We start from the raw sequence: 23,335 nt of genomic DNA on the forward strand, positions 1-23,335 counted from the left end.
ACCTGGTGATGTGCCCCCGACATGTTGCCAGAGCCGTCGGGCGGCGCCACGGCTGGTTGTCGGGTTACCGTTCGAGTGGCGTTGCGGACTTTTCCCGTTTGACATGGAGGCGGGAGGTACCGTCACACTCCGCAGCGACAGCGATGCGGTAAAGAACGAACAGACTGCACAGTCAGCCGACCGGAGAGAAGAGCAGAAGTTGTCCCCGACCCACGAGACAGCAAACGGCGGGCGCCGACTCGTGATCGTCGAGTCGCCTGCCAAGGCCAAGACGATCAAGGGCTATCTCGGCCCTGGTTACGTCGTCGAGGCCAGCGTCGGGCACATCCGCGACCTTCCCAACGGTGCGGCCGAGGTCCCCGCGAAGTACAAGGGTGAGCCGTGGGCCCGTCTGGGTGTGAACGTCGATCACGACTTCGAGCCGCTGTATGTCGTCAACAGCGACAAGAAGGACCAGGTCAAGAAGCTCAAGGAGCTGCTGGCCGACTCCGACGAGCTGTACCTCGCCACTGACGAGGACCGCGAGGGCGAGGCCATCGCCTGGCACCTCCAGGAGGTGCTCAAGCCCAAGGTCCCGGTCAAGCGGATGGTCTTCCACGAGATCACCAAGGACGCGATCCAGAACGCCGTCCGCAATCCGCGCGGCCTCAACCAGCGGCTGGTCGACGCGCAGGAGACCCGCCGGATCCTCGACCGCCTGTACGGGTACGAGGTCTCCCCGGTGCTGTGGAAGAAGGTCATGCCCCGGCTGTCGGCCGGCCGCGTGCAGTCCGTGGCCACCCGGCTGGTGGTCGAGCGGGAGCGCGAGCGCATGGCGTTCCACTCCGCCGAGTACTGGGACCTGACCGGCACGTTCGCGACGGGGCAGGCGGGGGATGCCTCGACGGGAGCGGGCGCGGCGGGCGACCCGGCGACCTTCGGCGCCCGGCTGACGACGGTGGACGGCCGCCGCGTCGCCCAGGGCCGTGACTTCGGCTCCGACGGGCGGCTCAAGGACCCGGCCGCGGTTCTCCACCTCGACGAGCAGGCCGCCCGCACGCTGGCCGCGGCGCTGGAGGACACGGACTTCGCCGTCCGCTCCGTCGAGTCCAAGCCCTACCGCCGCTCCCCGTACGCGCCCTTCCGTACGACCACCCTCCAGCAGGAGGCGAGCCGCAAGCTCGGCTTCGGTGCCAAGGCCACGATGCAGGTGGCGCAGAAGCTGTATGAGAACGGCTTCATCACCTACATGCGTACGGACTCCACGACGCTCTCCGACACCGCGGTCTCCGCGGCGCGGGCCCAAGTCACGCAGCTGTACGGCGCCGACTACCTGCCGGACAAGCCGCGCACCTACGCCGGGAAGGTCAAGAACGCGCAGGAGGCGCACGAGGCGATCCGCCCCTCGGGCGACCGCTTCCGCACGCCCGCCGAGACGGGGCTGACCGGCGACCAGTTCAAGCTGTACGAGCTGATCTGGAAGCGGACCGTCGCCTCCCAGATGAAGGACGCGGTCGGGCAGTCCGTCACCGTGAAGGTCGGCGGGCGCTCGTCGGACGGCCGGGACGCCGAGTTCAGCGCCACCGGCAAGATCATCACCTTCCACGGCTTCCTCAAGGCGTATGTCGAGGGCGCCGACGACCCGAACGCGGAGCTGGACGACCGCGAGCGGCGGCTGCCGCAGGTCGCCGAGGGCGACCCGCTGCGCGCCGCCGAGATGTCGGTGGACGGCCACGCCACCAAGCCCCCGGCCCGCTACACCGAGGCGACGCTCGTCAAGGAGCTGGAGGAGCGCGAGATCGGGCGCCCGTCCACCTACGCCTCGATCATCGGCACGATCCTGGACAGGCGGTACGTCTTCAAGAAGGGCACCGCGCTGGTGCCGTCCTTCCTGAGCTTCGCCGTGGTCGGGCTGCTGGAGAAGCACTTCGGACGGCTGGTGGACTACGACTTCACCGCCAAGATGGAGGACGACCTCGACCGCATCGCCGCCGGGAACGCCGAGGCCATCCCGTGGCTGCGGCGCTTCTACTTCGGTGAGGGCGCGGGCGAGGCGGCGGCAGCCGCCGGCGAGGCCGCGGCGGCCGGCAACGGCGACGGCGACCACCTGGGCGGCCTGAAGGAGCTGGTCTCCGACCTCGGCGCGATCGACGCCAAGGGCGTCTCCTCCTTCCCCGTCGGCGAGGGCATCACCCTGCGGGTGGGCCGGTACGGCCCGTACGTGGAGGGGCCCAGCGAGACGGAGGGCGAGCCGGGCCGGCGCGCGGACGTCCCCGACGACCTGCCGCCGGACGAGCTGACCGTCGAGTACGCCAAGGAGCTGCTGGCCAAGCCCAGCGGCGACTTCGAACTCGGGACCGACCCGGAGACGGGCCGGCCCATCGTCGCCCGGGACGGCCGGTACGGTCCGTACGTCACCGAGGTGCTGCCCGAGGGGACCCCGAAGACGGGCAAGAACGCGGTCAAGCCGCGGACGGCCTCGCTGTTCCGCTCGATGTCGCTGGACACGATCACGCTCGACGACGCGCTCAAGCTGCTGTCGCTGCCGCGGGTGGTCGGTGTCGACCCGGAGTCCGGGAACGAGATCACCGCCCAGAACGGCCGGTACGGCCCCTATCTGAAGAAGGGGACGGACTCGCGCTCGCTGGAGAGCGAGGAGCAGATCTTCTCCATCACCCTCGACCAGGCGCTGGAGATCTACTCCAAGCCCAAGCAGCGGGGGCGCGCGGCCGCCAAGCCGCCGCTCAAGGAGCTGGGGAACGACCCGGTCACGGACCGCCCCGTGGTGGTCAAGGACGGCCGCTTCGGGCCGTACGTCACGGACGGCGAGACCAACGCCACCCTGCGGCGGGACGACGACCCGGAGACGATCACACCCGAGCGGGGCTTCGAACTGCTGGCGGAGAAGCGGGCGAAGGGGCCCGCGAAGAAGGGCGCCGCGAAGAAGAGCGCGGCGAAGAAGACCGCCGCCACGAAGACGGCTGCGAAGAAGGCGCCCGCCAAGAAGACCGCGGCGAAGAAGAGCGCGGCGAAGAAGGGGACTTCCGCCGCGAAGAAGAGCGCGGAGGGCAAATAGCCCGCTGACGGGTGGGGTCCTGCTCGCTGACGGGTGAGGTTCCGGCGGCTCCCTCACACGTACGTCGGGGGCGCCGCGCGGTGGCCGCGGCGCTGGTGGCCATACAGATGTTCGGGTACGCGTCCGGTTGGCCCGTCCCTCCCTATACGCTGGCGGAATGATGTCTTCGCCCCCAACCGCTCCGGACGATTCCCTCGCGGCGGAATCCCGCGAGGGCGCCGTCACCGCGCTGTTGCGATTCCCGCCGTTGAGGCGGCTGTGGACGGCGCAGTTCACCAGTGGGATCGGCGACATGCTGGGCCTGCTGGTGCTGTTGTTGCTGGCGATGCAGGCGGCGGCCGTACGCGGCGTCGCGGGGGACCCGGTCTTCGGCGGCGGCTACCGCGGAATGGCGTTCGTCGTCGCGGTCGTCTTCGGGCTGCGGCTGCTCGCCACGCTGCTGTTCGGCGCCGTCCTGCTGGGCCCGGTCTCCGCGCTGGTCAGCGGCGCCGGCACCAGGCCGGGTGCGAAGTCCGGCCCGGAACCCGGTGCCCTCTCCGGTGCGCGGCCGGGAGCCGCCCCGGGCCTGACGCCGGGCGCGGAGACCCAGGAGGGCGCCGGCGAAGGCACCGGCGCTCACGCGGGGGAGAACGCCGGAGAGGGCGCCGCCGAGGCGGACGCCGCACAGCGCCTGAAGCCGGGCGGCAAGCCGGGGACCGGCGCGCGTACCAAGGTGCTGGACCGGCGCTGGACGCTGTTCGGCGCCGACGTGCTGCGTGCCGCCGCCCTGATCCTGGCGCCGCTGTGGATCGACTGGACGCCCGGCAGCGCGTTCGCCCTGCTCCTGATCACCGTGTTCGTCACGGGCACCGCGGAGCGGATCTCGACCGTGACGCGGGACAGCGCGGCGCCCGCGCTGCTGCCCGCCGGGCCGCCCGAGGGCGCGGCCGTCCGCCCGCTGCCCGACCGGCACGACGCGCTGCGGCGGCTGTGGCTGCGGTCCGGCTTCGTGGCGCTTCCGCTCGCCGCGGCCGGCCTCGTCGTCGTCACCCTGATCAGCAACCTGCTCGGCGTGGGGATCGACTGGTTCGGCTCCCACCAGGCCGCGCTCGCCTCCTACGTGGCGGCCGGGCTCTTCGCCGCCGGGGCGGCCATCGGCTACTTCCTCGAACTGCCGGACGCGCCCACCCCGCGCCCGCGCTCCCCCCTGGAGGGCCTGCGCAGGCCCCGGGCGGGCGCCGGAACCGACAAGGGCCGCACCGGCGCCGTCCCGCTGCTGGTCCTCGCGGGGGCCGCCCTCAGCGGTGCCGTCGCCGCGGCCGTCGCGCTTGCCCCGATGCACGCCGCCGACCTGGGCGGCGGACCCGTCGCCTTCGGACTGCTGACACTGATGCTGACCGGTGGCACCGTCGCCGGTATCCGCCTGGCACCGCACACGCTGCCCTCGCTCTCCCGGCGGCGGCTGCTCGCGCTGGTGACCGGGGCGACGGGCATCGCGCTGCTCGTCGCCGGACTGGTGGCCGACACCGCGACCGTCATCGCCCTGGCGCTGCTGGCCGGAGTGGGCGGCGGCATCGCGGCCAACACCCTGCACACCCTGCTCGACCAGGAGACCGAGGAGCCGCGCCGGGCCCGGACCACCGAGCACCTCCAGGCGGTCGTGCGCCTGTCGCTCGCCGTCTGCGCGGTGCTCGCCCCCGTGGTGGCCGCGCTGATCGGCCCGCACCGGGTGGAGAACGGCGCCTTCGTCTTCGACCACGGCGGTGCCTCGTTCACGCTGATGCTCGTCGGGGCGCTGCTGCTGCCCGTCGGCGCGGTCCTGCTGGGACGCACCGACGACCGGCAGGGCGTACCCCTGCGCCGGGACCTGCTGGAGGCGTTCGGCGGCGGCCGGCCCCGCCACGCGCCCGCGGACGGCGGCTTCTTCCTCGTCCTGGAGGGCGGGGACGGCGCCGGCAAGTCCACCCAGGTCGAGGCGCTGGCCGACTGGATCAGGGCCAAGGGCCACGAGGTGGTCGTCACCAAGGAGCCCGGCGCCACGCCCGTGGGCAAGCGGCTGCGCTCGATCCTGCTGGACGTCTCCTCCTCCGGGCTCTCGCACCGCGCGGAGGCGCTGCTGTACGCCGCCGACCGCGCCGAGCACGTCGACACGGTCGTCCGCCCGGCGCTGGAACGCGGCGCGGTAGTCATCTCCGACCGGTACGTGGACTCCTCCGTCGCCTACCAGGGCGCCGGCCGCGACCTGTCGCCGGTGGAGGTCGCCCGCATCTCCCGCTGGGCCACCGACGGGCTGGTGCCGCACCTGACCGTGCTGCTCGACGTGGCGCCCGAGACGGCCCGCGAACGCTTCACCGAGGCACCGGACCGCCTGGAGTCGGAGCCGACCGAGTTCCACCAGCGCGTACGCTCCGGCTTCCTCACCCTCGCCGCCGCCGACCCGGCCCGCTACCTGGTCGTCGACGGCGGCCAGGAACCGGAGGCCGTCACCACCGTCATCCGGCACCGCCTCGACCAGGTGCTGCCGCTCTCCGAGGCCGAGAAGAAGGCCCAGGAGGAGGCCAGGAAGCGGGCCGAGGAGGAGGCCCGCAAACGCGCGGAGGAAGAGGCCCGCCGCAAGGCCGAGGAGGAGCGCAAGGAGCGGGAACGCAAGGAGCAGCTGGAGAAGCTGCGCCGCGAGGAGGAGGAGCGCAAGCGCCGCGAGGCCGAACTGGAGCGCCAGCGCGAGGAGATCCGCCGCGCCGAGGAAGCCCGCAAGCAGGCCGAGGAGGCGCGCCGTATCGCCGAGGAGGAGCGCAAGCGCCGGGAGGCCGAACAGCGCGCCTACGAGGAGGAGCAGGAGCGGCTGCGCAAGCGCGCCGAGGAGGAGAAGCGGCTCCGCGCCGAGGCGGAGGAGCGCCGCCGCGAGCGCCAGCGCAGGGCCGAGGAGGCCCTGCTGCGCGCCGAGGAGGCCCGCAGGGCGGCCGAGGCGGAGGCCGCGGCGAAGGCGGCCGCGGAGGCCGAGAAGGCGGAACGGGCCGAAGCAGCCGAACGGGCCGCGGCGGCCGAACGCGCCGGGACCGCGGAGAAGGCCGCGCGGGCCGAGGGCGCGGCGGCGGCGAAGGCCGCCGGGACCGGGACCGCGGCGAGCGCAGGAGCCGCGGAGACCGGGGAAGCCGCTCGGACCTCGGAGGACGGGGAAGCCGGTCGGACCGTGGGGGCCGGGGACGCTGCTCGTACGGCGGAGGTTCCGGAGAATCCGGAGGTCCCGGGGACCGGGCAGGGCGAGCCGGTGGCCGGTGGTGCGGCGGCCGACGCGGCTGCCGCGGCCGAGTTGGCCGAGGCGGCCGAGGACGCCGCCGAGCCCGACGGCTCCGAGGCGGACACCGCCCAGATCCCGCAGGTGCCGGCCCCGTCGCCGGACGTGGAGGACACCACCCAGCTGCCCCGCCCCGAAGGCGTCTCCGCGGAGGAAGAGACCACGGTGCTGCCGCAGGTCTCCCCGGCCGAGGACGAGACGACCGTCCTGCCGAGGATCCCGGCCGACGAGGACGAGACGACGGTTCTGCCCCGCGTTTCCGAGGAGGGGGAAGAGGAGCGCACCCGCGAACTCCCCCAGGTCGCCCCGGACGCCTCCCGCCCCCGCCCTTCCTGGGCGGAGCCCGAGGACGGCGAGGACGGCGACGAGACGGCCCCCTCCCTCGCCGACGAGCTGCTGGGCCCGCACGAGGAGGAGCCGGACGAGGAGGACGGCCGGCGCCGCCGACGGGGCTGAGGGGCGCGCTGACCGGGCGGACCGGTCAGGCGGCACGACGGCCGGGGGGTCCCAAGGGCAGCGTCCCTTGGGACCCCCCGGCCGTTCGGCACCGTTCGCCGGCACCGACGCGGCACGTCCGCCGGGACCGTCCGAACGCCGACGGGCGCGTCCCCCCGGGGGCGCCGTCTTCGTGCTGGGGTTGCCGGGGGTCGCGCGCCGTCTCCGTGCCGGGATCGCCGGGGTCGTTCGCACGCCGTCCCCCTTGCCGGGATCGCCGGGGGTCGTCCGCATCCCCGTGCCGGGCTCACCGGGACCGCCGGGGCGACGCGGCGGCTGTCTTCCGCCGGCTACCGGCCCTCAGCCGGCGGCGTCGGTCTGTCACCCCCATCCCCGACAATGGGTCCATGGCGGTGTGGGACGACCTGGTGGGCCAGGACAGAGCAATGCGGCAGCTCCAGGCTGCGGCGCACGACGCTGACGCGTACATCACCGCGGAGGCCGGGGGCGAGGCCGGGAACGCCGGGGGCTCGGCCGTCCTCTCCGGCTCGGCGATGACCCACGCCTGGCTCTTCACCGGCCCCCCCGGCGCGGGGCGCGACAAGGCGGCCCGCGCTTTCGCCGCGGCGCTCCAGTGCGTGAGCCCCGACCGCGCGCTGGGCGGCAGTCCGGGCTGCGGCTTCTGCGAGGGCTGCCATACGACGATGGTCGGCACCCACGCCGATGTGACGGTGGTCCGTACCGATCTGCTCACCATCGGTGTGAAGGAGACCCGCGCGCTGGTGCGGGAGGCCCAGATGTCCCCGGCGGGCGGGCGCTGGCAGGTGATCGTGCTGGAGGACGCCGACCGCCTCACCGAGGGCGCGGGGAACGTGCTGCTCAAGGCGGTGGAGGAGCCCGCTCCGCGTACGGTCTGGCTGCTGTGCGCGCCCTCCACGGAGGACGTCCTGCCGACGATCCGCTCCCGCTGCCGCCACCTGGCGCTGCGGACGCCGCCGGTGGACGCCGTGGCGGACCTGCTGATGCGGCGGGACGGCATCGAGCCGCGGATGGCGGTGTTCGCCGCGCGCGCCACCCAGGGCCACATCGACCGGGCGCTGCGGCTGGCGACGGACGAGCGGGCGCGGGCCCGCCGTCAGGCGGTGCTGAAGCTGCCGACCCGGGTGGACGACGTGGGCGGGGCGCTCCGGGCCGCGCAGGAGCTGATCGACGCGGCCACGGAGGACGCCAAGCAGGTCGCGGAGGAGTTCGACGCCAAGGAGACGGAGGAGCTGCGTGCCGCGCTCGGCGCCGCGGAGGGCAAGCGGCTGCCGCGCGGCACGGCGGGTGCGATGAAGGAGCTGGAGGACAGGCAGAAGCGCCGCTCCACGCGTACCCAGCGCGACTCCCTCGATCTGGCGCTCTCGGACCTGACGGCCTTCTACCGCGATGTGCTGGCCCGCCAGCTCGGCTCCGCCGTGGCGCTCTCGCACGACGAGTCGTCCGCGCCGATCGCCCAGCTGGCCGCGACCTCGCGGCCCGAGCAGACGCTGCGCCGTATCGAGGCGGTGCTGGAGTGCCGGCGGGCGCTGGACCGCAATGTGGCCCCGCTGCTGGCGGTGGAGGCGATGACGATGGCACTGCGCGCGGGCTGACGCGCCAGGCCGGGGCGGCGGACGACGGGCGGGCGCCGCAGTGGGTACGCTCCCCAGCACGTGCCGCCGGTGGAGGGATGCCCGATGAGTCAGACACACGCTCGCCGCGCCCGTCGCGCGGGCGCGGCGGTCCTCGCCGCCGCGGCACTGCTGCTCGCCGGCTGTTCGGGCGGTGACGGGTCCGGGAAGCCGAGCGGCGACTCCTCGAAGGGCGGCACGCAGGCCGGCGCGGACGCCCCGCCGCTCCAGCCGCTGTCCGAGCGGACGCCGGCCGCTCTGCGCCCGTACTACGACCAGAAGCTCTCGTGGCGCTCCTGCGGCATGGAGGGCTTCGAGTGCGCGACGCTGCGGGTCCCGCTGGACTACGGCAAGCCGGGGAAGGGCCCCCGGGACACGGCGCACAACGTGAAGCTGGCCCTCGCCCGTACGAAGCCGCAGGCCGGGCAGGGCAGGCCCGAGGGCGGCTCGCTGCACGTCAACCCGGGCGGCCCCGGCGGCTCGGCGATCGCGTACCTGCAGCAGCAGGCGGCCCTCGCCTATCCGCCGCGGGTGCGCGAGCACTACTCGCTCGTCGGCATGGACCCGCGCGGTGTCGGCCGCAGCGAGCCCGTCGAGTGTCTGGGCGACCGGCAGATGGACGCCTACACGCGTGTGGACCAGACGCCGGACGACAAGAAGGAGGCCGGCGCCCTCTCCGCCGCGTACGGGCGGTTCGCCGAGGGCTGCCGGAAGCGGTCCGGCAAGCTGCTCGGTCATGTCTCCACGGCCGAGGCGGCCCGCGACATGGACGTGCTGCGCGCCGCGCTCGGCGACAAGAAGCTCAACTACGTGGGCGCCTCCTACGGCACCTACCTGGGCGCCACCTACGCGGGACTGTTCCCGCACCGCTCCGGCCGCCTCGTCCTGGACGGCGCCATGGACCCCTCGCTGGACGCGCGCCGCGTCAACCGGGAGCAGACGGCGGGCTTCGAGACGGCGTTCAAGGCGTTCGCGCGCGACTGCGTCGGTCAGTCGGACTGCCCTCTGGGCACCGGCAGCGTGCGCGAGGCGGGCAGGCGGCTGAACGCCTTCTTCGCGAAGGTGGACCGCGAGCCCCTCAAGACCGACTCCTCGCGCACCCTCACCGAGTCCCTGGCCACCACGGGCGTGATCCGGGCCATGTACGACGAGGGCTCCTGGCCCGCCCTGCGCCAGGCGCTGGCGGCGGGCAGGAAGGGCGACGGCACGCCGCTGCTGGAGCTGTCCGACGACTACTACGAGCGCGGGCCGGACGGCTCCTACAGCAACACCATGTTCGCCAACCCGGCCGTGAACTGTCTCGACGCGCCCCCGGCCTTCGACGACGAGGCCGAGGCCCGCGAGGCCGTGCCCTCCTTCGAGAAGGCCAGCCCCGTCTTCGGCCGGGGCTTCGCGTGGGCCGCGCTGAACTGCGCCTCGTGGCCGGTGGACCCCACGGGCGAGCCGCACCGCATCGCCGCGAAGGGCGCCGACCCGATCCTGGTCGTCGGCACCACCCGCGACCCGGCCACCCCCTACCGCTGGGCACAGGGCCTGGCCGGCCAGCTGTCCTCGGGCCGCCTGCTGACCTACAAGGGCGACGGTCACACCGCGTACCTGCGCGGCAGCGACTGCGTCGACCGGGCCGTCAGCGGCTACCTCGTCCAGGGCAAGCCCCCCAAGGACGGCACCACCTGCCGGTGACCCCACCCCCGTCCGGAGCACCCCCGCAAACCCTGTAGACTTGTCGCCGCAGCGGCCCCCACACTGGTCGCACGCACCCGCCGCCTTAGCTCAGTCGGCCAGAGCGACGCACTCGTAATGCGTAGGTCAAGGGTTCGATTCCCTTAGGCGGCTCCACCGGGACCCCGGGTCAGATGGATTCTGACCCGGGGTTCTGTGGTTTCTCCGACCCTCGCAGCCGTGCTCCGAGGGATACGCGTGGGACGCACACCGGCCGGTTCCGCCCCACCGTCCCGGCGGCGTCAGGGGGTTGGTGCCGGGTGGCCTTTCTTCCTGGCTGTCCGGTGGACTACGTTCTCTTGTGGTCGACTGTGTGCCCACAGTGAGGGACGGTGCGGCCGCCCGCCCAGAGCAACATCGAGCGAACCGACGGGGACTGGCGTGCAGACTGTGTTTGTGGACCGGGACGAGTCCATGGAGGAGCTTTGTTCCCTGGTGGCGGCGCTGGTCGAGGGCCGGGGCAGCGCACTGCTCGTCGAAGGTGTCTCCGGGATGGGCAAGACCTCGCTGCTCGGCGAGTTCTGCCGCCGTACGTCGCAGGCCCGGTCGGGGGCGGGAGCATGCCGGGTCGTCACCGCGCACTGCCATCCGGGCATCGGGCCGGGACTCTGGTACGGGCCGGTCATCGACATCCTCATGAAGCTGGACGCGCAGGCGGAGCAGCCGGGCCGGCTGCGGCGTTTCCTTGGCGGGGCCGGACGCGGCACGGTGCGCTCGCTGCCCGAGCTGTTGTCGGCCCTGGTGCCGGGGCTCGGTGCGGTGCTGACGATAGGGAGCGAGGCGACCAAGGCCGCGCTCGGCTCGGGGTCCATGCCGTTCGACTCGCTGCTGCCGTTCCAGCAGGGGGTCGCGACCCAGATCGTGAACGCGCTGCTGGAGCTGGCGGGTTCGGGGCCGCCCGTCGTCCTGGTGATCGACGACGTCCAGAACATCGACCAGAGCAGCCTGCTCGTCCTCGACCGGTTGCTGCGTGAGCTGCCCGGCTCCCCGCTCTCCGTCGTGCTCAGCCATGCGGTCGGTCAGACGCCGGAGAACGCGGCGGACGGTGTGGAGGAACTGCTGCGGCGTTGGGAGAGCGAGGGGTTGATCCGCTCGCACGCGCTGAGCGGCCTCCCCGATGACGCCGTCGCCGAACTCGTCCGGCACCGCCATCCGGACGCGCCGCCGACCCTCCCGGTCAGCCTCAGCCGGCTGACCGCCGGGCACCCCGTCTTCGTTCAGCTGTGTCTGGAGGAGTGGCGGCCCGAACACGGCGCCGACATCGCGCTCCCGGAGAGTCTCTCCCGGGTCGTGGAGGACCGGATGCGGAGCCTGTCCCCCGAGGATCAGCGGCTCCTGGTCACCGCTGCCACGCAGGGGGCAACGTTCCTGTCCGGTGTGGTGGCGGCCGCGGCCGAGATGCCCCATGACGAGGTCATGGAGCGGCTGCGACGGCTGTCCCGTACCCACAAGCTGATCAACCGGGCCGCGCCCCCGGACTGGGCCCGCTACGACGCCTCGGACTGTTACGTTTTCCAGCACCAGGCCCTGTGGGACGTGCTGTACCGGCAGCAGAGCGAACAGCAGTGCCGGACCCGGCACACGCGGATCGCCCGGGCGCTGGCCGAGGGCGGCGGGGGCACGGCGAATTCGCTGGAGCGCCGCTTGGAGATCGCCCGGCACTACGAGAAGGGCGGCCCCCAGTGCCTGGCCGAGACGGCAGCCGCGCATTACGCCCTGGCCCGTTCGGCCGCCATCGAGGGACTGTCGTTCGCGGAGGCGGAGCGCCACTGCGAGAAGGCCATCCATGCCGCCCGCGCCCTCTCGGAAGGGGAGCCGGGGCGGGACAGACAGCTGGCGGAGGCCATCGAGCTGCTGCTCTCCCTGACCGAGGTGCGGTGGCGTGGCGAGTCCGAGTCCGGTGGCGGTCCGTACATCGACACTCTGGCGGCGGAGGCCGAGCGGGCGGCGTCGCGCAGCGGTTCCCTGGAACTGGTGGCCAGGACGACCCTGTTGCGCGGTAAGACGCTGATGGCGACCCGGGGTCTCGTTCCGGGGCTGGAGAAGCTCCGTGACGCCATGAGGATCGCCGAGGAGCAGGAGGACCCGGTCGCGCTGTTCGTCGCGAAGGTCGAGTACGGCCGTCAGGCCTCCAAACGCAGCCTCGCCGACGGGCTGGAGCAACTGCGGCAGGCGGAGGAGCTGTACGCCGCCGAGCCCCGGCTGGGCGGGGGCGGCGACCCGGTCCTCCAGCACGCGCGCAACCTCAACGAGATGCAACTGGGCATCACCCTGTTCGATCACGGCCGGCTCGGGCAGGCCCTGGCACGGCTGGTGCGCTGCACCGATCGTCTTCGCGGCGAGGTGCTGAACGCCGAACTCCCCATCGCGCTCAACTACCTGGCGCAGGTGCGCGGCGGTCTCGGCCGGTTCGACGAGGCCGAGGACGTACTGCGGGAAGCACTCCGGATCGAGGCCGAACGCGGCGGCGACAGCGGATGGCACGCCTACAACTCCGCGCTGCTCGCCCACTACCTGGCCCGGGACCCGCGGCGGCGTGGCGAGTGTCTGACGCTGATCGAGGAGGGATGGCTGGAGACCGAGCGCACCTGGCTGATCAACCTCGTACCGATCGTCCGCAACCTCTATGCCCAGGTCCTGCTCGACACCGCCGACGGCAACCCCCGGGTCCTGGAGGCCGCCCATCGCCTCGCCGCCGACACCGTCGCGGAGACGCGCCGTACCGGTATGGTCCGCAGTGAGATCGCCGCGCTGTGCCTGAACGGTCAGGTCCGGCTCCGGCAGGGGGACGTGCGGGCGGCCGAGGAGAACGCCCGCCAGGCCGTCGGTCTCCTGACCCGGACAGGGGACATGCCCGCGCTCCGCAGTGAGGAAGTGCTCTTCCACGCCGCTCGCGCCCTGCGTGCCGCGGGAGCCGGCGGGGAGGCGGGGGACCTTCTGGAGCGGGCTCGTGCCAAGGTGGCCCAGAAGGCCGACAGTCTCGAGGACGCGGAACTGCGTCGCGGTTTCCTCGAAGACGTCCCGCTCAACCGGGCCATCGCGCTCGGCGACCTGGAGAGTGAGTGATCCTCGTGCCCGACGGGAACGGAACGCCGCTCGCGGACCCGAGGCTGGGCGCTGCCGGGATGCTGACCATCACCAAGGAGTTCCACTTCTCGGCGAGCCACGTGCTCGACAAGCTGCCCTCCTGGCACAAGTGTGCTCGCCCGCACGGTCACAACTACGTCGTCGTCATGGAGCTGTGCGCCGCCCCGGAGGCGCTGACGGACGCGGGGTTCGTCCGCGATTACGGGGATCTCGACGCGTTCAGGAAATGGGTCGACGAGACCCTCGACCACCGTCACCTCAACGAGGTCATGGAGCTGTCGCCCTCGGCTGAGCACCTCGCGTGGTGGATCCACCAGGAGTGGGCGGGAACCTATCCGGAGCTGGTGGCCGTGTGGGTCTCCGAGACGCCCAGGACCTGGGCGATCTACCGAGCTGCCCAGGGCGGTTCCGCGCCGGTGGGGTGAGGGGTGGTCTCCGCGGAGTCGAGGATGACCGTTTTGCGCTAGTTTTATTCGTATGGAGACCGTACGGCGTGTCTTCCGGCTGGTTCCCCTGGTCGTCGCGGTGGTGGCCGCGTTGGTGCTGGGCCTCGGGGCCGGGCCGGCGCTGGGTGCGGCCGGCGGGGTGGACGACGCGGGGCGGGCGCTGCGGGACGGGCCCGTCTACGTGGACCCGCGGGCGCGGGATGTGCTGCCCCGGGCGGACGCCCGTGCGCTGGCGGACAAGATCGAACGGGCGGACAAGCCCGTCTTCGTCGCCGTACTGCCCGCCTCCGGGGAGTTCGACCGCCGCACGCTGCTGCGGGACCTGCGGACCGAGACCGGTGTCACCGGGGTGTACGCGGTCGTGCTCGGTGACCGGTTCGACGCGGCGGCGGACAGCCAGGTCATGTCGCACGACGCCGTCCGGCACCTGGCGGATGCGGCGCAGCGCGGGCACCAGGGCGATCCCCGGGCGATGGTGACCGCCTTCGTCGGCCAGGCCGTGCGGCAGGCGGACGGCGGCGCGCCGTCGTCCTGGGACGGCTCAGGCGCGCAGGACAGCCGCACCGGCGGCGGTGTGGGCGCCGTCGCCACGCTGGGTGTCCTCCTGCTGCTGGCCGTGACCGGCGCCCTCCTGGTCCGGCGGCGTGGCCGCCTCCAGCGGGAGCGGCGGGAGCGGGCCGGACTGGAGCAGCTGCGTCCGGTGGTGGACGAGGACATCACCGCGTTCGGCGAGGAACTGAGCCGTATCGGGTTCGACCCCTCGTCCCCGGGTGGCGGCGGGGGGGCGAGTCAGGAGGCGCGGGACGACTACGCGCGCGCCCTCGACGCGTACGAAGAGGCCAAGTCGGCCATGGACCGGGCACGCCGTCCTGACGACGTACGGCGCGTCAGCGAGGCCCTGGAGCGGGGGCGCTTCGCCCTCGCCACGCTGGACGCACGGCTGAAGGGCGAGCCGCTGCCCGAGCGCAGGCCCCCGTGCTTCTTCGACCCACGGCACGGCCCCTCGGTCGAGAACGTCGCCTGGACGCCGCCGGACGGCGGCGGCGAGCGCACCGTTCCGGTGTGCGCCGCCGACGCGACCCGCCTGGCCGACGGCGACGAGCCCCTCGCCCGCCAGGTCGGCACCCCGCGCGGAACGCGCCCGTACTGGGACGCCGGCCCCGTCTACGCCCCCTGGGCCGCCGGCTACTTCGGCGGCGGCCTGCTGCCCGGCATGCTGATGGGCACCCTCCTCGGCGGCAGCCTGTTCGGGCCGTACGCCTACGGCGCCGACGGTTACGGCGACGCGGGCGGCGACTTCTCGGGCGGTGACTACTCCGGCGGTGACTTCGACTCCCGCGACTTCGGCGGTGGCGGCGGCTTCGGGGACGGCGGTGGCGGCTTCGGCGGCGGCGGTGACTTCGGTGGTGGCGGAGGTTTCTGACCCGACTGAGGAAGACGGGACGTTTGATCGGACCTCTGGGTGGTTACGCACCTCAATGCGCGGGGCAGAGCTCGCCTCGCGTAGGCACCGGCGGGTTGGGGACACAGCCCCCGGTGCCGCTTCGTCCCGGTCCGGTGCCACTGCGGGCCACGCCCACGCCTTTGTGCCGTCACCGTCGCCGTCATCCTTCACCTTCACTTTCGCCTTCGCCATCACCGCCGCCGGTGCCCGCCGAGGCGCTGCACCGGGTGCGGACCGCCACCCGGTTGCCGTTCGTCGGTTGCCGGTTGCCGGTTGCCGGTTGCCGGTTGCCGTTGTTGGTTGTTGTGCGTTGGTGAGGGGCTGACGGTGAGGGACTGGCCGCTGGCCGGCCGCCTGGCTCTAGGGCTGCTGCTCGCCCGGTTCCGACTCCGCGACCGCATGCTGTGCCTGCTGTGCGGCCTGCGCCTGCTGTGACTGCTGGGGCTGCTGTGTCTGCTGTGTGCTCTGGTCGTGCTGTGCGTTCTGCGTGTGCAGGGGCTGGGGGCTCTGCGGTGCCTGGTGCGGCGCGGGCTGCTGAGGCTGCTGGGGCTGTCCCATGTGCGGCTGGGCCGACGCCTGGTACTGGGGCTGAGGCCGTGACTGGGGCTGTGACTGCGGCGGGTGCTCCGCCTGCTGGGGCCGCGAGGACGGTTCCGGCTCCGGCCGGGACTCGGGCCCGGGTTCCGGTTCGGACTCGGCCTCGGGGACTCTTCCGGTGTCGGGGTGCCGGCTGTGCACGGGGGAGAAGTCCAGCGCCTGTTCCGCTTCCTGACGCAGCTCCTGCGCGGCCTGGCGGACGTCGGCGGGTACGTCGCCGTGCTCCTGGATGAGGCTGTTGTAGATCGGCGAAGCGGAACCGTTGTCGGCCTGCATGGTGCGGTTCTCCTCTCGAGCGGTGACACAGAACCGGCCACCCGCGTCGAGCGCGACGGGCGGCCAGTCGCAGACCATACGCCCTCGAACCGCGACGTTTGGGGCTGAGACCGCCTCTTGTGGCGTACCTCGCAGCGGCACGGTGGTCCCTTTTCCGCCACGACGGCGGGACGGCCCAGGGGATCGGCGGAACCTCACCAAGGGATCGGCGGGACGTCCCCGAAGGGAAGGGCTCAGGTCCGCTGGGCCTGTTCGCCGCTGCGAGCGAAGGCGTCGAGCGCGGCCGTGACCTCCTCGTCGGTGGTCTGGGGGAAGTCCCGGTACCAGAGGCCGACGGCCTCGAACACCTCCGGCTGGTGGAGGCAGAGCACGGTGTCGGCCTCCCGGCCGAGCGAAGTGACCGCCTCACCCGCACCGACGGGCGCGGCCAGCACCAACCGGGCGGGCCCCTGGCGGCGCAGATGCCGCAGGGCGGCGCGTGCCGTGACCCCGGTGGCGAGGCCGTCGTCGACGACGATCACGGCGCGGCCCTCGGTGCGGGGCGCGGGCCGGCCTCCCCGGTAGAGGTCCTCGCGGCGGTGGAGTTCCGTCCGTTCGCGGGCCACCGTGGAGGAGAGCCGGTCCTCGGTCATGCCCAGCATGTGGAGCGCGGTACGGTCCCACACGGGCGGGTCCTCGCCGGCGATGGCGCCGATCCCGTACTCGGGGCGGCCGGGCAGTCCGATTTTGCGGGCGACGAGGACGTCCAGCGGAGCACGCAGCGCGCGGGCCACCTCGACCGCGACGGGTACGCCTCCGCGGGGGAGGGCCAGGACCAAGGGATCCGGCAGGTGTTCGTCGCGCTGCATCTCGGCGAGCGAGGCGGCGAGTTCGCGGCCCGCCTGGGTGCGGTCTGCGAAGCGCATCGGGGATTCCTCCTGGGAGTGTCTGAAGCTGTGTGTCTGTGTCTCTGTCTCTCTGTCTCTCTGTGTGTCTGTGCGGCTGTGTGTCTGTCTGCGCAGCTGTGGGTCTGTGGGTCTGTGCCGCCGTGCGGCTGTATGTCAGTGCGGCGGTTGTGAGGCCGTGGCTCGTGGAACCGCGCATTCTCGGCGGCCGGGCGGCCGGGCCGCCGGGCCGACGCCCGGGTGCGCGCACGTCCTTGGCGCCTCGGCCATGACGCCTCGACGAGGAGACCCGGGCGCGGACTTCACGCACCACGCATCCCCGCCGGGTCATTCGCCGTTCGTCGTGGGCGGCAGGGCGAACCAGCCGGCGGCCTCCCGTGCGACCTCCTCCAGCGCTCCCGGCTCCTCGAACAAGTGCGTGGCGCCCGGGACGATGTGGAGGCGGTGCGGGGCCCGCAGCCGGTCGGCCGCCGCCTCGTTGAGCCGTATCACCTCGTGGTCGTGGCCGCCGACCACCAGCAGCACCGGTGCCAGGACGTCCGGCAGCGCGTCGCCTGCCAGGTCGGGACGGCCGCCCCGGGAGACCACGGCGTAGACGCTGTCGGGCCGTTCGGCGGCGGCCGTCAGCGCCGCCGCCGCCCCGGTGCTCGCCCCGAAGAGGCCGACCGGGCGCCCGGCGGTCGTCTCGTGCTCTCCCAGAGCGTCGATCGCCGCGACCAGGCGGCGGCCGAGCAGGGGAATGTCGAAACGGTGCTGGGCGGTCGCCGTGTCCACCTGCTCCTCGTCCTCCGTCAGCAGGTCGATCAGCAGCGTGGCCAGGCCCTCCTGGCGCAGTGCCGCGGCGACCGCGCGGTTGCGCGGGCTGAACCGCGAGCTGCCGCTGCCGTGGGCGAAGAGCACGGTGGCGTTCGCCCGGTCCGGCACCGTCAGGTCACCGGTGAGGAACGTCGAGCCGTCCGCCTCGATCCGCACGGGTTGTGTGGTTTCCGCAGCCATGCTTGATCACTTCCGTGCACCTCGGCACTTCCGTTCCGTTCGCGCCGCCCCTCGGGTGCCCCCGTGCGGGGCGGCCCAACCAGCACCGGCGCCGCTGACCCGTACCGGCCCCGCACCGCGCCCGTGCCGCGCGCCGGCGTACCCCCAGCTCCCTGCCACACCCACCTTGAGCTGGGGTTTCGCTCATATTGCTCGTGGATGACGGTCTTGTGACGGGGGTGGGCCGCTGCTTACGGTCGGGCGACCGCAGGGCATCGGGGCCCCGGCCACGGGGCCGTCGCATGCCGTGTCGCTTCCGTCGCCTCCGTCGCCGGGCACCGGTCCGCCGCGAGGGGGCCGTCGTCTCCGGCCTCCGGGGCGGGTCCCGCCGCGTCGCGGCGGGCGAGAGATTGGGTTTCCATGCTGACGATCCTCGGCTTTGTCATGATCGCCGCGTTTCTCGTGCTGATCATGACCAAGAAGATGTCCCCCATCGCCGCGCTCGTGCTCATTCCCGCGCTGTTCTGCGTCCTGGTCGGTCAGGGCGCCGACCTGGGCACCTATGTGCTCGACGGGATCGGCGACCTCGCGCCCACGGCCGCGATGCTGATGTTCGCGATCATCTACTTCGGCGTGATGATCGACGTGGGCCTCTTCGACCCGATCGTCCGGGGCATCCTGCGGTTCTGCAAGGCCGACCCGATGCGGATCGTCGTCGGTACGGCCGTACTGGCCGCCATCGTCTCGCTGGACGGCGACGGCTCGACGACGTTCATGATCACCGTCTCCGCGCTGCTGCCGCTGTACCGGCGGCTGGGGATGAGCGTGGTCGTGATGACGGGTGTCGCCGCCACCGCCAATGGTGTCATGAACACTCTCCCCTGGGGCGGTCCGACCGCGCGCGCCGCGACGGCGCTGAAGCTCGACGCGGGCGACATCTTCGTCCCGATGATCCCCGCGCTCGCGGTCGGCATGCTGTGCGTCCTCGCCCTCGCCTACGCCCTGGGCCTGCGGGAGCGCCGTCGCCTCGGTGCCCTGTCGCTCGCCGGGGACGCCGCGACCGGGGCGGACACCGAGGCGGAGGCGGGGCCGGGGACGGTGACGGACGTCGGGGCGGAGACGGACGCCCGGGCGGCGACGGTGAAGGAGACCGTGCTGGTCGGCGCGGGTGGCGGCGGGAAGGGCCGCCTCTCCCTCCGCAAGCTCCCCAAGCGCGGCACCGGCTCCGGCATCGGCTCCGGCTCCGGCATCGGTACCGGTGACGCCATGGGTACCGGTGACGCCATGGGCGCCCCCACCGGTGATGCTGCGGGCGGGCCCGCCGGGGTCTCCGAGTCCGCCGTCCTGGACCCCCACCGCGCGACCCTGCGCCCCAAGCTGTACTGGTTCAACGCCGCACTCACCGTCGCCCTCCTCGTCCTGCTGATCGCCCAGCTGCTGCCGATCCCCGTGCTGTTCCTGCTGGGCGCGGCGATCGCGCTGACGGTGAACTTCCGGGACATGGCCGACCAGAAGGCCCGGATCGCCGCGCACGCCGAGAACGTCCTCAACGTCTCGGGCATGGTCTTCGCGGCGGCCGTCTTCACGGGTGTGCTCACCGGCACGGGCATGGTCGAGGAGATGGCCCGCACCGTGGTGAACGCGGTCCCCGACGCACTGGGGCCGCACATGGCGCTGGTCACGGGCCTGCTCAGCATTCCGTTCACGTACCTGATGTCGAACGACGGCTTCTACTTCGGCATCGTGCCGATCCTCTCCGAGGCCGGTGCCGCGCACGGGGTCAGTTCGTTGGAGATAGCCCGCGCGTCGCTCGTCGGCCAGCCGCTGCACATGTCCAGTCCGCTCGTGCCCGCCGTCTACGTCCTGGTCGGAATGGCGAAGGTCGAGTTCGGCGAGCACACGAGGTTCACGATCAAGTGGGCGGTACTCACCTCGCTGGCGGTGCTCGGGGCGGGCCTGCTGTTCGGAATCCTGTAGGCGGCCCCCGCGTCCGCGGCCTTCGTCCGGCTTCCGTCCCGGACCTCGGTCCGGGATACGGGATCCGGGATCCCGTCCGGGTCTTCGGCCGGGATCCCGTCCCGGGCCTTCGGCCGGGATTCCGCGGGGTCTCGTCCGGACAGAAGTCCTCTACTCTTCCTGGCAGCACGTAACCGGAACAGGTGATTCCAGCCGACCTGTCCGACCGACGGCGAACGCTGCCCGGCGTACGGAGAGATTCGGACACGGAGAGATTCGGACACGGAGAGATCCGGATACGGAGAGATCCGGAGAGAAGGGAGACGGGCCTTGCGCATCCGGCCGCCCCGCCGCGTCTTCTCCCACGTACTGACCGTGCAGCTGGCCCTCGTCGTCGGGGTGACGGCGCTGGTCAGCGGACTGTTCCTGGCTCCGCTCAGCGACCAGCTCGACCGCCAGGCCATGCGCCGCGCCCTCGCCATCGCCCAGACCACCGCCGCCCGCCCCGGTCTCGCCGAGGAACTGGCCGCCGCGTCCCGTCCCGGTGCGCGGCGACCCTCCCCGCACGGGCCCCTCCAGGCCGAGGCGGAACGCGTTCGCCGGGCCACCGGGGCCGAGTACGTCGTCCTCCTGGACCGGCGCGGCATCCGCTGGTCCCACCCGTCCCCGTCCCAGGTCGGCCGCCATGTCTCCACCGACCCGCGCGAGGTGCTGGAGGGCCGGGAGGTGACGCAGATCGACGAGGGCACGCTCGGCCGCTCCGCCCGCGGCAAGGCGCCGCTGCGGGACGCGGACGGCCGGGTCGTCGGCGCGGTCTCCGTCGGCATCGACTACGCGAACGTCCGCGACGGCCTGCTGGCCGCCGTCCCCGGGCTGCTGACCCACGCGGGCGGCGCGCTGGCGGCCGGTGCCGTGGCCGCGTACGCACTGGCCCGCTGGCTGCGCCGCCGCACCCACGCCCTGGCCTTCTCCGACATCTCGGCGCTGCTGGCCGAGCGGGAGGCGATGCTGCACGGACTGGCCGAGGGCGTCGTGGCGCTGGACGCCGCGGGGCGGGTCCGCCTCGTCAACGACGAGGCACAGCGGCTGCTCGGCCTCGGCCCCGACGCGATCGGCCGCCCGGTGACCGAGGCGCTCGGCGGCGCGGGCCGCACCGCCGACGTGCTGGCGGGACGGGTGAGCGGCCGCGACCTGGTGACCGTCAGCGGGAGCCGGGTCCTGGTCGCCAACCGCATGCCCACCGCGGACGGCGGGGCCGTCGCCACCCTGCGCGACCGCACGGAGCTGGAGCGGCTGGGCCGGGAACTGGAGGGCACCCGTGGCCTCCTCGACGCGCTCCGCGCCCAGGACCACGAGCACGCCAACCGCCTCCACACCCTTCTCGGTCTGCTGGAGCTGGAGCTGTACGACGAGGCCGCGCGGTTCGTCACCGACACGCTCGGGGTGCGCCGGGCGACGGCGGAAGAGGTCACCGAGCGGGTCGGGGACCCACTGCTGGCGGCGCTGCTCGTCGGCAAGGCGGCGGTGGCCGCCGAGCGGGGCGTGGCCCTGCGGATCGCGCCCGACTCCCGGCTCCCGGACCGGCTGGTGGACCCGGGCGGCCTGGTCACGGTCGTCGGCAACCTCGTGGACAACGCCCTGGACGCGGCGGCCGGCGGCACGGACCCCGCCGTCGAGGTCGCGCTGCGCGCCGAGGGCCGTACGGTCGTGCTGCTGGTCCGCGACTCGGGCCCCGGGGTGCCCCCGGAACGGCGGGAACTGGTCTTCGAGGAGGGCTGGTCCACGAAGCGGTCGGACGCGGCGGACGGGAGCCCCGGCGTCGGCCACCACGGTCTCGGTCTGGCTCTGGTACGGCGGTTCGCGGAACGCGTGGGCGGCTCCGTCCGGCTGGGCACCGCCGCACACTGGAGCGGCGCCGAGTTCCGTGTCGTTCTGCCGGAAGCGCTGGGCGAGCCGGCCGACGCGGCCGTCGTGGGGGGCTTGGCCGGGCCGGGAGGCCCGAGCGGGGCGGAGGACCTGACCGGCAAGGAGGCGAACTGGTGAGCGATGCACCCACCGACACAGCCTTCGACGTGCCCGCGGGCCTGCCCATCGAGGTCCTCGTCGTGGACGACGACCCCAATGTGGCCCGCATCAACGCGGCCTACGTGACCAAGGTGCCCGGCTTCCGGGTGGCCGGCACGGCCCGCACCGCCGCGGACGCGCTGCTCTTCCTGCGTACGCACCCCGTCGATCTGGTGCTGCTCGACCACTACCTGCCCGACGAGTCCGGGCTCTCCCTCCTCAAGCGGCTGCGCGGCCACGGTGTCGAGGCCGAGGTCATCATGGTGACGGCCGCACGCGACACCGCCACCGTGCGCGCCGCCCAGCGCCACGGTGCCCTCCAGTACATCGTGAAGCCCTTCACCTTCGCCCACCTGCGCGGCAAACTCGACGGCTACGCGGCGCTCCGCCACACGCTGGCCCGCGCGCCTGTCGCCGGGGCCACCCAGGAGACAGTGGACCGCATCTTCGGCGCCGCGGCCGCGCCTCCCGCCGCCGAAACCCTCCCCAAGGGTCACTCCGTTCTCACCGCCGACCTGGTGCGGGAAGTGCTGTGCTCCGCGCGGTCAGCCCTCTCCGCCCAGGAGGTCGCCGCCCGCTGTGGCCTCAGCCGCCAGACCGCGCAGCGCTACCTCAAACTTCTGGAAGGCGCCGGCCTGGTCCGCCGCCGCCTCCGCCACGGCGAGACCGGCCGCCCGGTCCATCTCTACTACTGGACCGGCCCGGCTTCCTGACCGGCCGGAGCGGCAGGGAGTGCCCGCCGGGTCTGTCAGGCTTCCGTGGCGGGGAAGCCGACCTCGACTCCGTGTTCGCGCAGAGACCAGTTCGCGGGTCGGACTTCGGCCGGGACCCCGCCTTCCACTCGCGCAACGCGTGCTCCCCGAACGGCAGCTTGGCGATGTTGCCCTCCGCGGGCGCGAAGTCCTTGGTGCGCAGCAGGTCGGCCGGCATGTACGCGGCGATGACCTGTCGCAGGGCCTCCACGAGGGTGTCCGTGTGCTCGGCCACCCGCCCCACGCCGAACCCCCACTTGGACAGCATGTCCTTGGTGGACGCTCTCGATGTCGAAGGCAGTTGCGTTCTGGGTGCCCTCCGCCAACGGCTCCCAGTCGTCCTTGATCGTGCGAGCCGCCGCCACGGACTTCTCCAGGGGGCCGAGGATCCTGCGGACGGAAAAAATCTCGATGGTGTAACCGTCACCCGGCTTGGGACCGTCGCCGCTGCCCGCGTCCTTGTCGCCACCGCTCACCGCGTGCCCTCCTCCGCGCCCTCGAAGGAGCCCGCGTCGAGCAGGAACGGCCCCGGTGCGGGTCCCAGCGGGTCCACCAGTGCCCGCACTCCCTCGGGTAGCAGCTCCACCAGGTCCTCGGCTGTGGTCGAGGCCCAGTCGCATGCCCCGGCGAACAGCCCCAGCCGCTCCCAGGAAGTGAAGACCGGCACCACGGGGCCGCCCTCCGTCTCGGACACCAGGAAACCCGGCTCCTTGGGA

Annotated in this window: 15 protein-coding genes and 1 tRNA gene; 12 read left to right on the forward strand and 4 right to left on the reverse strand. The window is 73.1% G+C overall.

The window, feature by feature from the left end:
* The first annotated feature begins 199 nt into the window (after positions 1-199).
* The 8 genes from topA (at position 200) to FM076_RS18695 (ending at position 15,094) form a co-directional block, all read left to right on the forward strand.
* Positions 200-3,055 carry a type I DNA topoisomerase gene (topA, locus tag FM076_RS18660; protein WP_173872159.1) on the forward strand — a complete coding sequence of 952 codons (2,856 nt, stop codon included), beginning with the start codon at positions 200-202 and terminating at the stop codon, positions 3,053-3,055.
* 160 nt (positions 3,056-3,215) lie between these two features.
* On the forward strand, positions 3,216-6,785 hold the full coding sequence (gene tmk / locus FM076_RS18665; protein ID WP_173874847.1) for a dTMP kinase: 3,570 nt from the start codon (positions 3,216-3,218) through the stop codon (positions 6,783-6,785).
* A gap of 386 nt (positions 6,786-7,171) precedes the next feature.
* Entirely contained in the window at positions 7,172-8,398 is a 1,227-nt protein-coding gene (locus tag FM076_RS18670; protein ID WP_173872160.1) for a DNA polymerase III subunit delta', read from the forward strand.
* 84 nt (positions 8,399-8,482) lie between these two features.
* Positions 8,483-10,099 carry an alpha/beta hydrolase gene (locus FM076_RS18675; protein WP_173872161.1) on the forward strand — a complete coding sequence of 539 codons (1,617 nt, stop codon included), beginning with the start codon at positions 8,483-8,485 and terminating at the stop codon, positions 10,097-10,099.
* Between the two features lie 79 nt (positions 10,100-10,178).
* Positions 10,179-10,255: transfer RNA gene (locus FM076_RS18680), tRNA-Thr, on the forward strand.
* Between the two features lie 264 nt (positions 10,256-10,519).
* A complete protein-coding gene (locus tag FM076_RS18685; RefSeq protein WP_173872162.1) occupies positions 10,520-13,204 on the forward strand; it encodes an AAA family ATPase in 2,685 nt (894 codons plus the stop codon).
* Positions 13,205-13,263: 59 nt separating this feature from the next.
* On the forward strand, positions 13,264-13,650 hold the full coding sequence (locus FM076_RS18690; RefSeq protein WP_173874848.1) for a 6-pyruvoyl trahydropterin synthase family protein: 387 nt from the start codon (positions 13,264-13,266) through the stop codon (positions 13,648-13,650).
* 52 nt (positions 13,651-13,702) lie between these two features.
* The gene (locus tag FM076_RS18695) at positions 13,703-15,094 is read left to right on the forward strand and encodes a hypothetical protein (RefSeq protein ID WP_173872163.1); all 1,392 of its coding nucleotides are present in this window, start codon (positions 13,703-13,705) and stop codon (positions 15,092-15,094) included.
* 381 nt (positions 15,095-15,475) lie between these two features.
* On the opposite strand, the gene FM076_RS18700 is transcribed toward FM076_RS18695, so the two are convergent.
* The 3 genes from FM076_RS18700 to FM076_RS18710 all read right to left on the reverse strand — a co-directional run bounded on the left by FM076_RS18700 (position 15,476) and on the right by FM076_RS18710 (position 17,868).
* On the reverse strand, positions 15,476-15,988 hold the full coding sequence (locus FM076_RS18700) for a hypothetical protein (protein WP_173872164.1): 513 nt from the start codon (positions 15,986-15,988) through the stop codon (positions 15,476-15,478).
* Positions 15,989-16,221: 233 nt separating this feature from the next.
* On the reverse strand, positions 16,222-16,893 hold the full coding sequence (locus FM076_RS18705; protein WP_173872165.1) for a phosphoribosyltransferase: 672 nt from the start codon (positions 16,891-16,893) through the stop codon (positions 16,222-16,224).
* 306 nt (positions 16,894-17,199) lie between these two features.
* A complete protein-coding gene (locus tag FM076_RS18710) occupies positions 17,200-17,868 on the reverse strand; it encodes a dienelactone hydrolase family protein (protein WP_173872166.1) in 669 nt (222 codons plus the stop codon).
* Between the two features lie 399 nt (positions 17,869-18,267).
* On the opposite strand from FM076_RS18710, the gene FM076_RS18715 reads away from it, so the two are divergent.
* The 4 genes from FM076_RS18715 (at position 18,268) to FM076_RS34685 (ending at position 23,039) form a co-directional block, all read left to right on the forward strand.
* On the forward strand, positions 18,268-19,824 hold the full coding sequence (locus FM076_RS18715; RefSeq protein ID WP_173872167.1) for a CitMHS family transporter: 1,557 nt from the start codon (positions 18,268-18,270) through the stop codon (positions 19,822-19,824).
* A gap of 309 nt (positions 19,825-20,133) precedes the next feature.
* Positions 20,134-21,846, forward strand: a complete 1,713-nt coding sequence (locus FM076_RS18720) for a sensor histidine kinase (RefSeq protein ID WP_173872168.1) — start codon at positions 20,134-20,136, stop codon at positions 21,844-21,846.
* Positions 21,843-22,580, forward strand: coding sequence for a response regulator (locus tag FM076_RS18725; protein ID WP_345945093.1), 738 nt, complete (start codon positions 21,843-21,845; stop codon positions 22,578-22,580). The genes FM076_RS18720 and FM076_RS18725 overlap by 4 nt, the downstream gene beginning before the upstream one ends.
* A 327-nt stretch (positions 22,581-22,907) precedes the next feature.
* The gene (locus FM076_RS34685; protein ID WP_274598814.1) at positions 22,908-23,039 is read left to right on the forward strand and encodes a hypothetical protein; all 132 of its coding nucleotides are present in this window, start codon (positions 22,908-22,910) and stop codon (positions 23,037-23,039) included.
* Positions 23,040-23,091: 52 nt separating this feature from the next.
* On the opposite strand, the gene FM076_RS18730 is transcribed toward FM076_RS34685, so the two are convergent.
* On the reverse strand, positions 23,092-23,313 hold the full coding sequence (locus FM076_RS18730; RefSeq protein ID WP_243274565.1) for an SseB family protein: 222 nt from the start codon (positions 23,311-23,313) through the stop codon (positions 23,092-23,094).
* Between the last annotated feature and the right edge of the window lie 22 nt (positions 23,314-23,335).

The organism is Streptomyces albus subsp. chlorinus (assembly GCF_013302895.1).
Lineage (GTDB): Bacteria > Actinomycetota > Actinomycetes > Streptomycetales > Streptomycetaceae > Streptomyces > Streptomyces chlorinus.

What these genes read in the sequence shown, in the direction of transcription:
- FM076_RS18705 (WP_173872165.1), bottom strand. Translation starts at nt 16,893, where the DNA reads ATGCGCTTCGCAGACCGCACCCAGGCGGGCCGCGAACTCGCCGCCTCG.
- FM076_RS34685 (WP_274598814.1), top strand. Translation starts at nt 22,908, where the DNA reads ATGTCGAAGGCAGTTGCGTTCTGGGTGCCCTCCGCCAACGGCTCCCAG.
- FM076_RS18670 (WP_173872160.1), top strand. Translation starts at nt 7,172, where the DNA reads ATGGCGGTGTGGGACGACCTGGTGGGCCAGGACAGAGCAATGCGGCAG.
- FM076_RS18695 (WP_173872163.1), top strand. Translation starts at nt 13,703, where the DNA reads ATGGAGACCGTACGGCGTGTCTTCCGGCTGGTTCCCCTGGTCGTCGCG.
- FM076_RS18690 (WP_173874848.1), top strand. Translation starts at nt 13,264, where the DNA reads ATGCTGACCATCACCAAGGAGTTCCACTTCTCGGCGAGCCACGTGCTC.
- FM076_RS18700 (WP_173872164.1), bottom strand. Translation starts at nt 15,988, where the DNA reads ATGCAGGCCGACAACGGTTCCGCTTCGCCGATCTACAACAGCCTCATC.
- FM076_RS18715 (WP_173872167.1), top strand. Translation starts at nt 18,268, where the DNA reads ATGCTGACGATCCTCGGCTTTGTCATGATCGCCGCGTTTCTCGTGCTG.
- FM076_RS18710 (WP_173872166.1), bottom strand. Translation starts at nt 17,868, where the DNA reads ATGGCTGCGGAAACCACACAACCCGTGCGGATCGAGGCGGACGGCTCG.
- tmk (WP_173874847.1), top strand. Translation starts at nt 3,216, where the DNA reads ATGTCTTCGCCCCCAACCGCTCCGGACGATTCCCTCGCGGCGGAATCC.
- FM076_RS18675 (WP_173872161.1), top strand. Translation starts at nt 8,483, where the DNA reads ATGAGTCAGACACACGCTCGCCGCGCCCGTCGCGCGGGCGCGGCGGTC.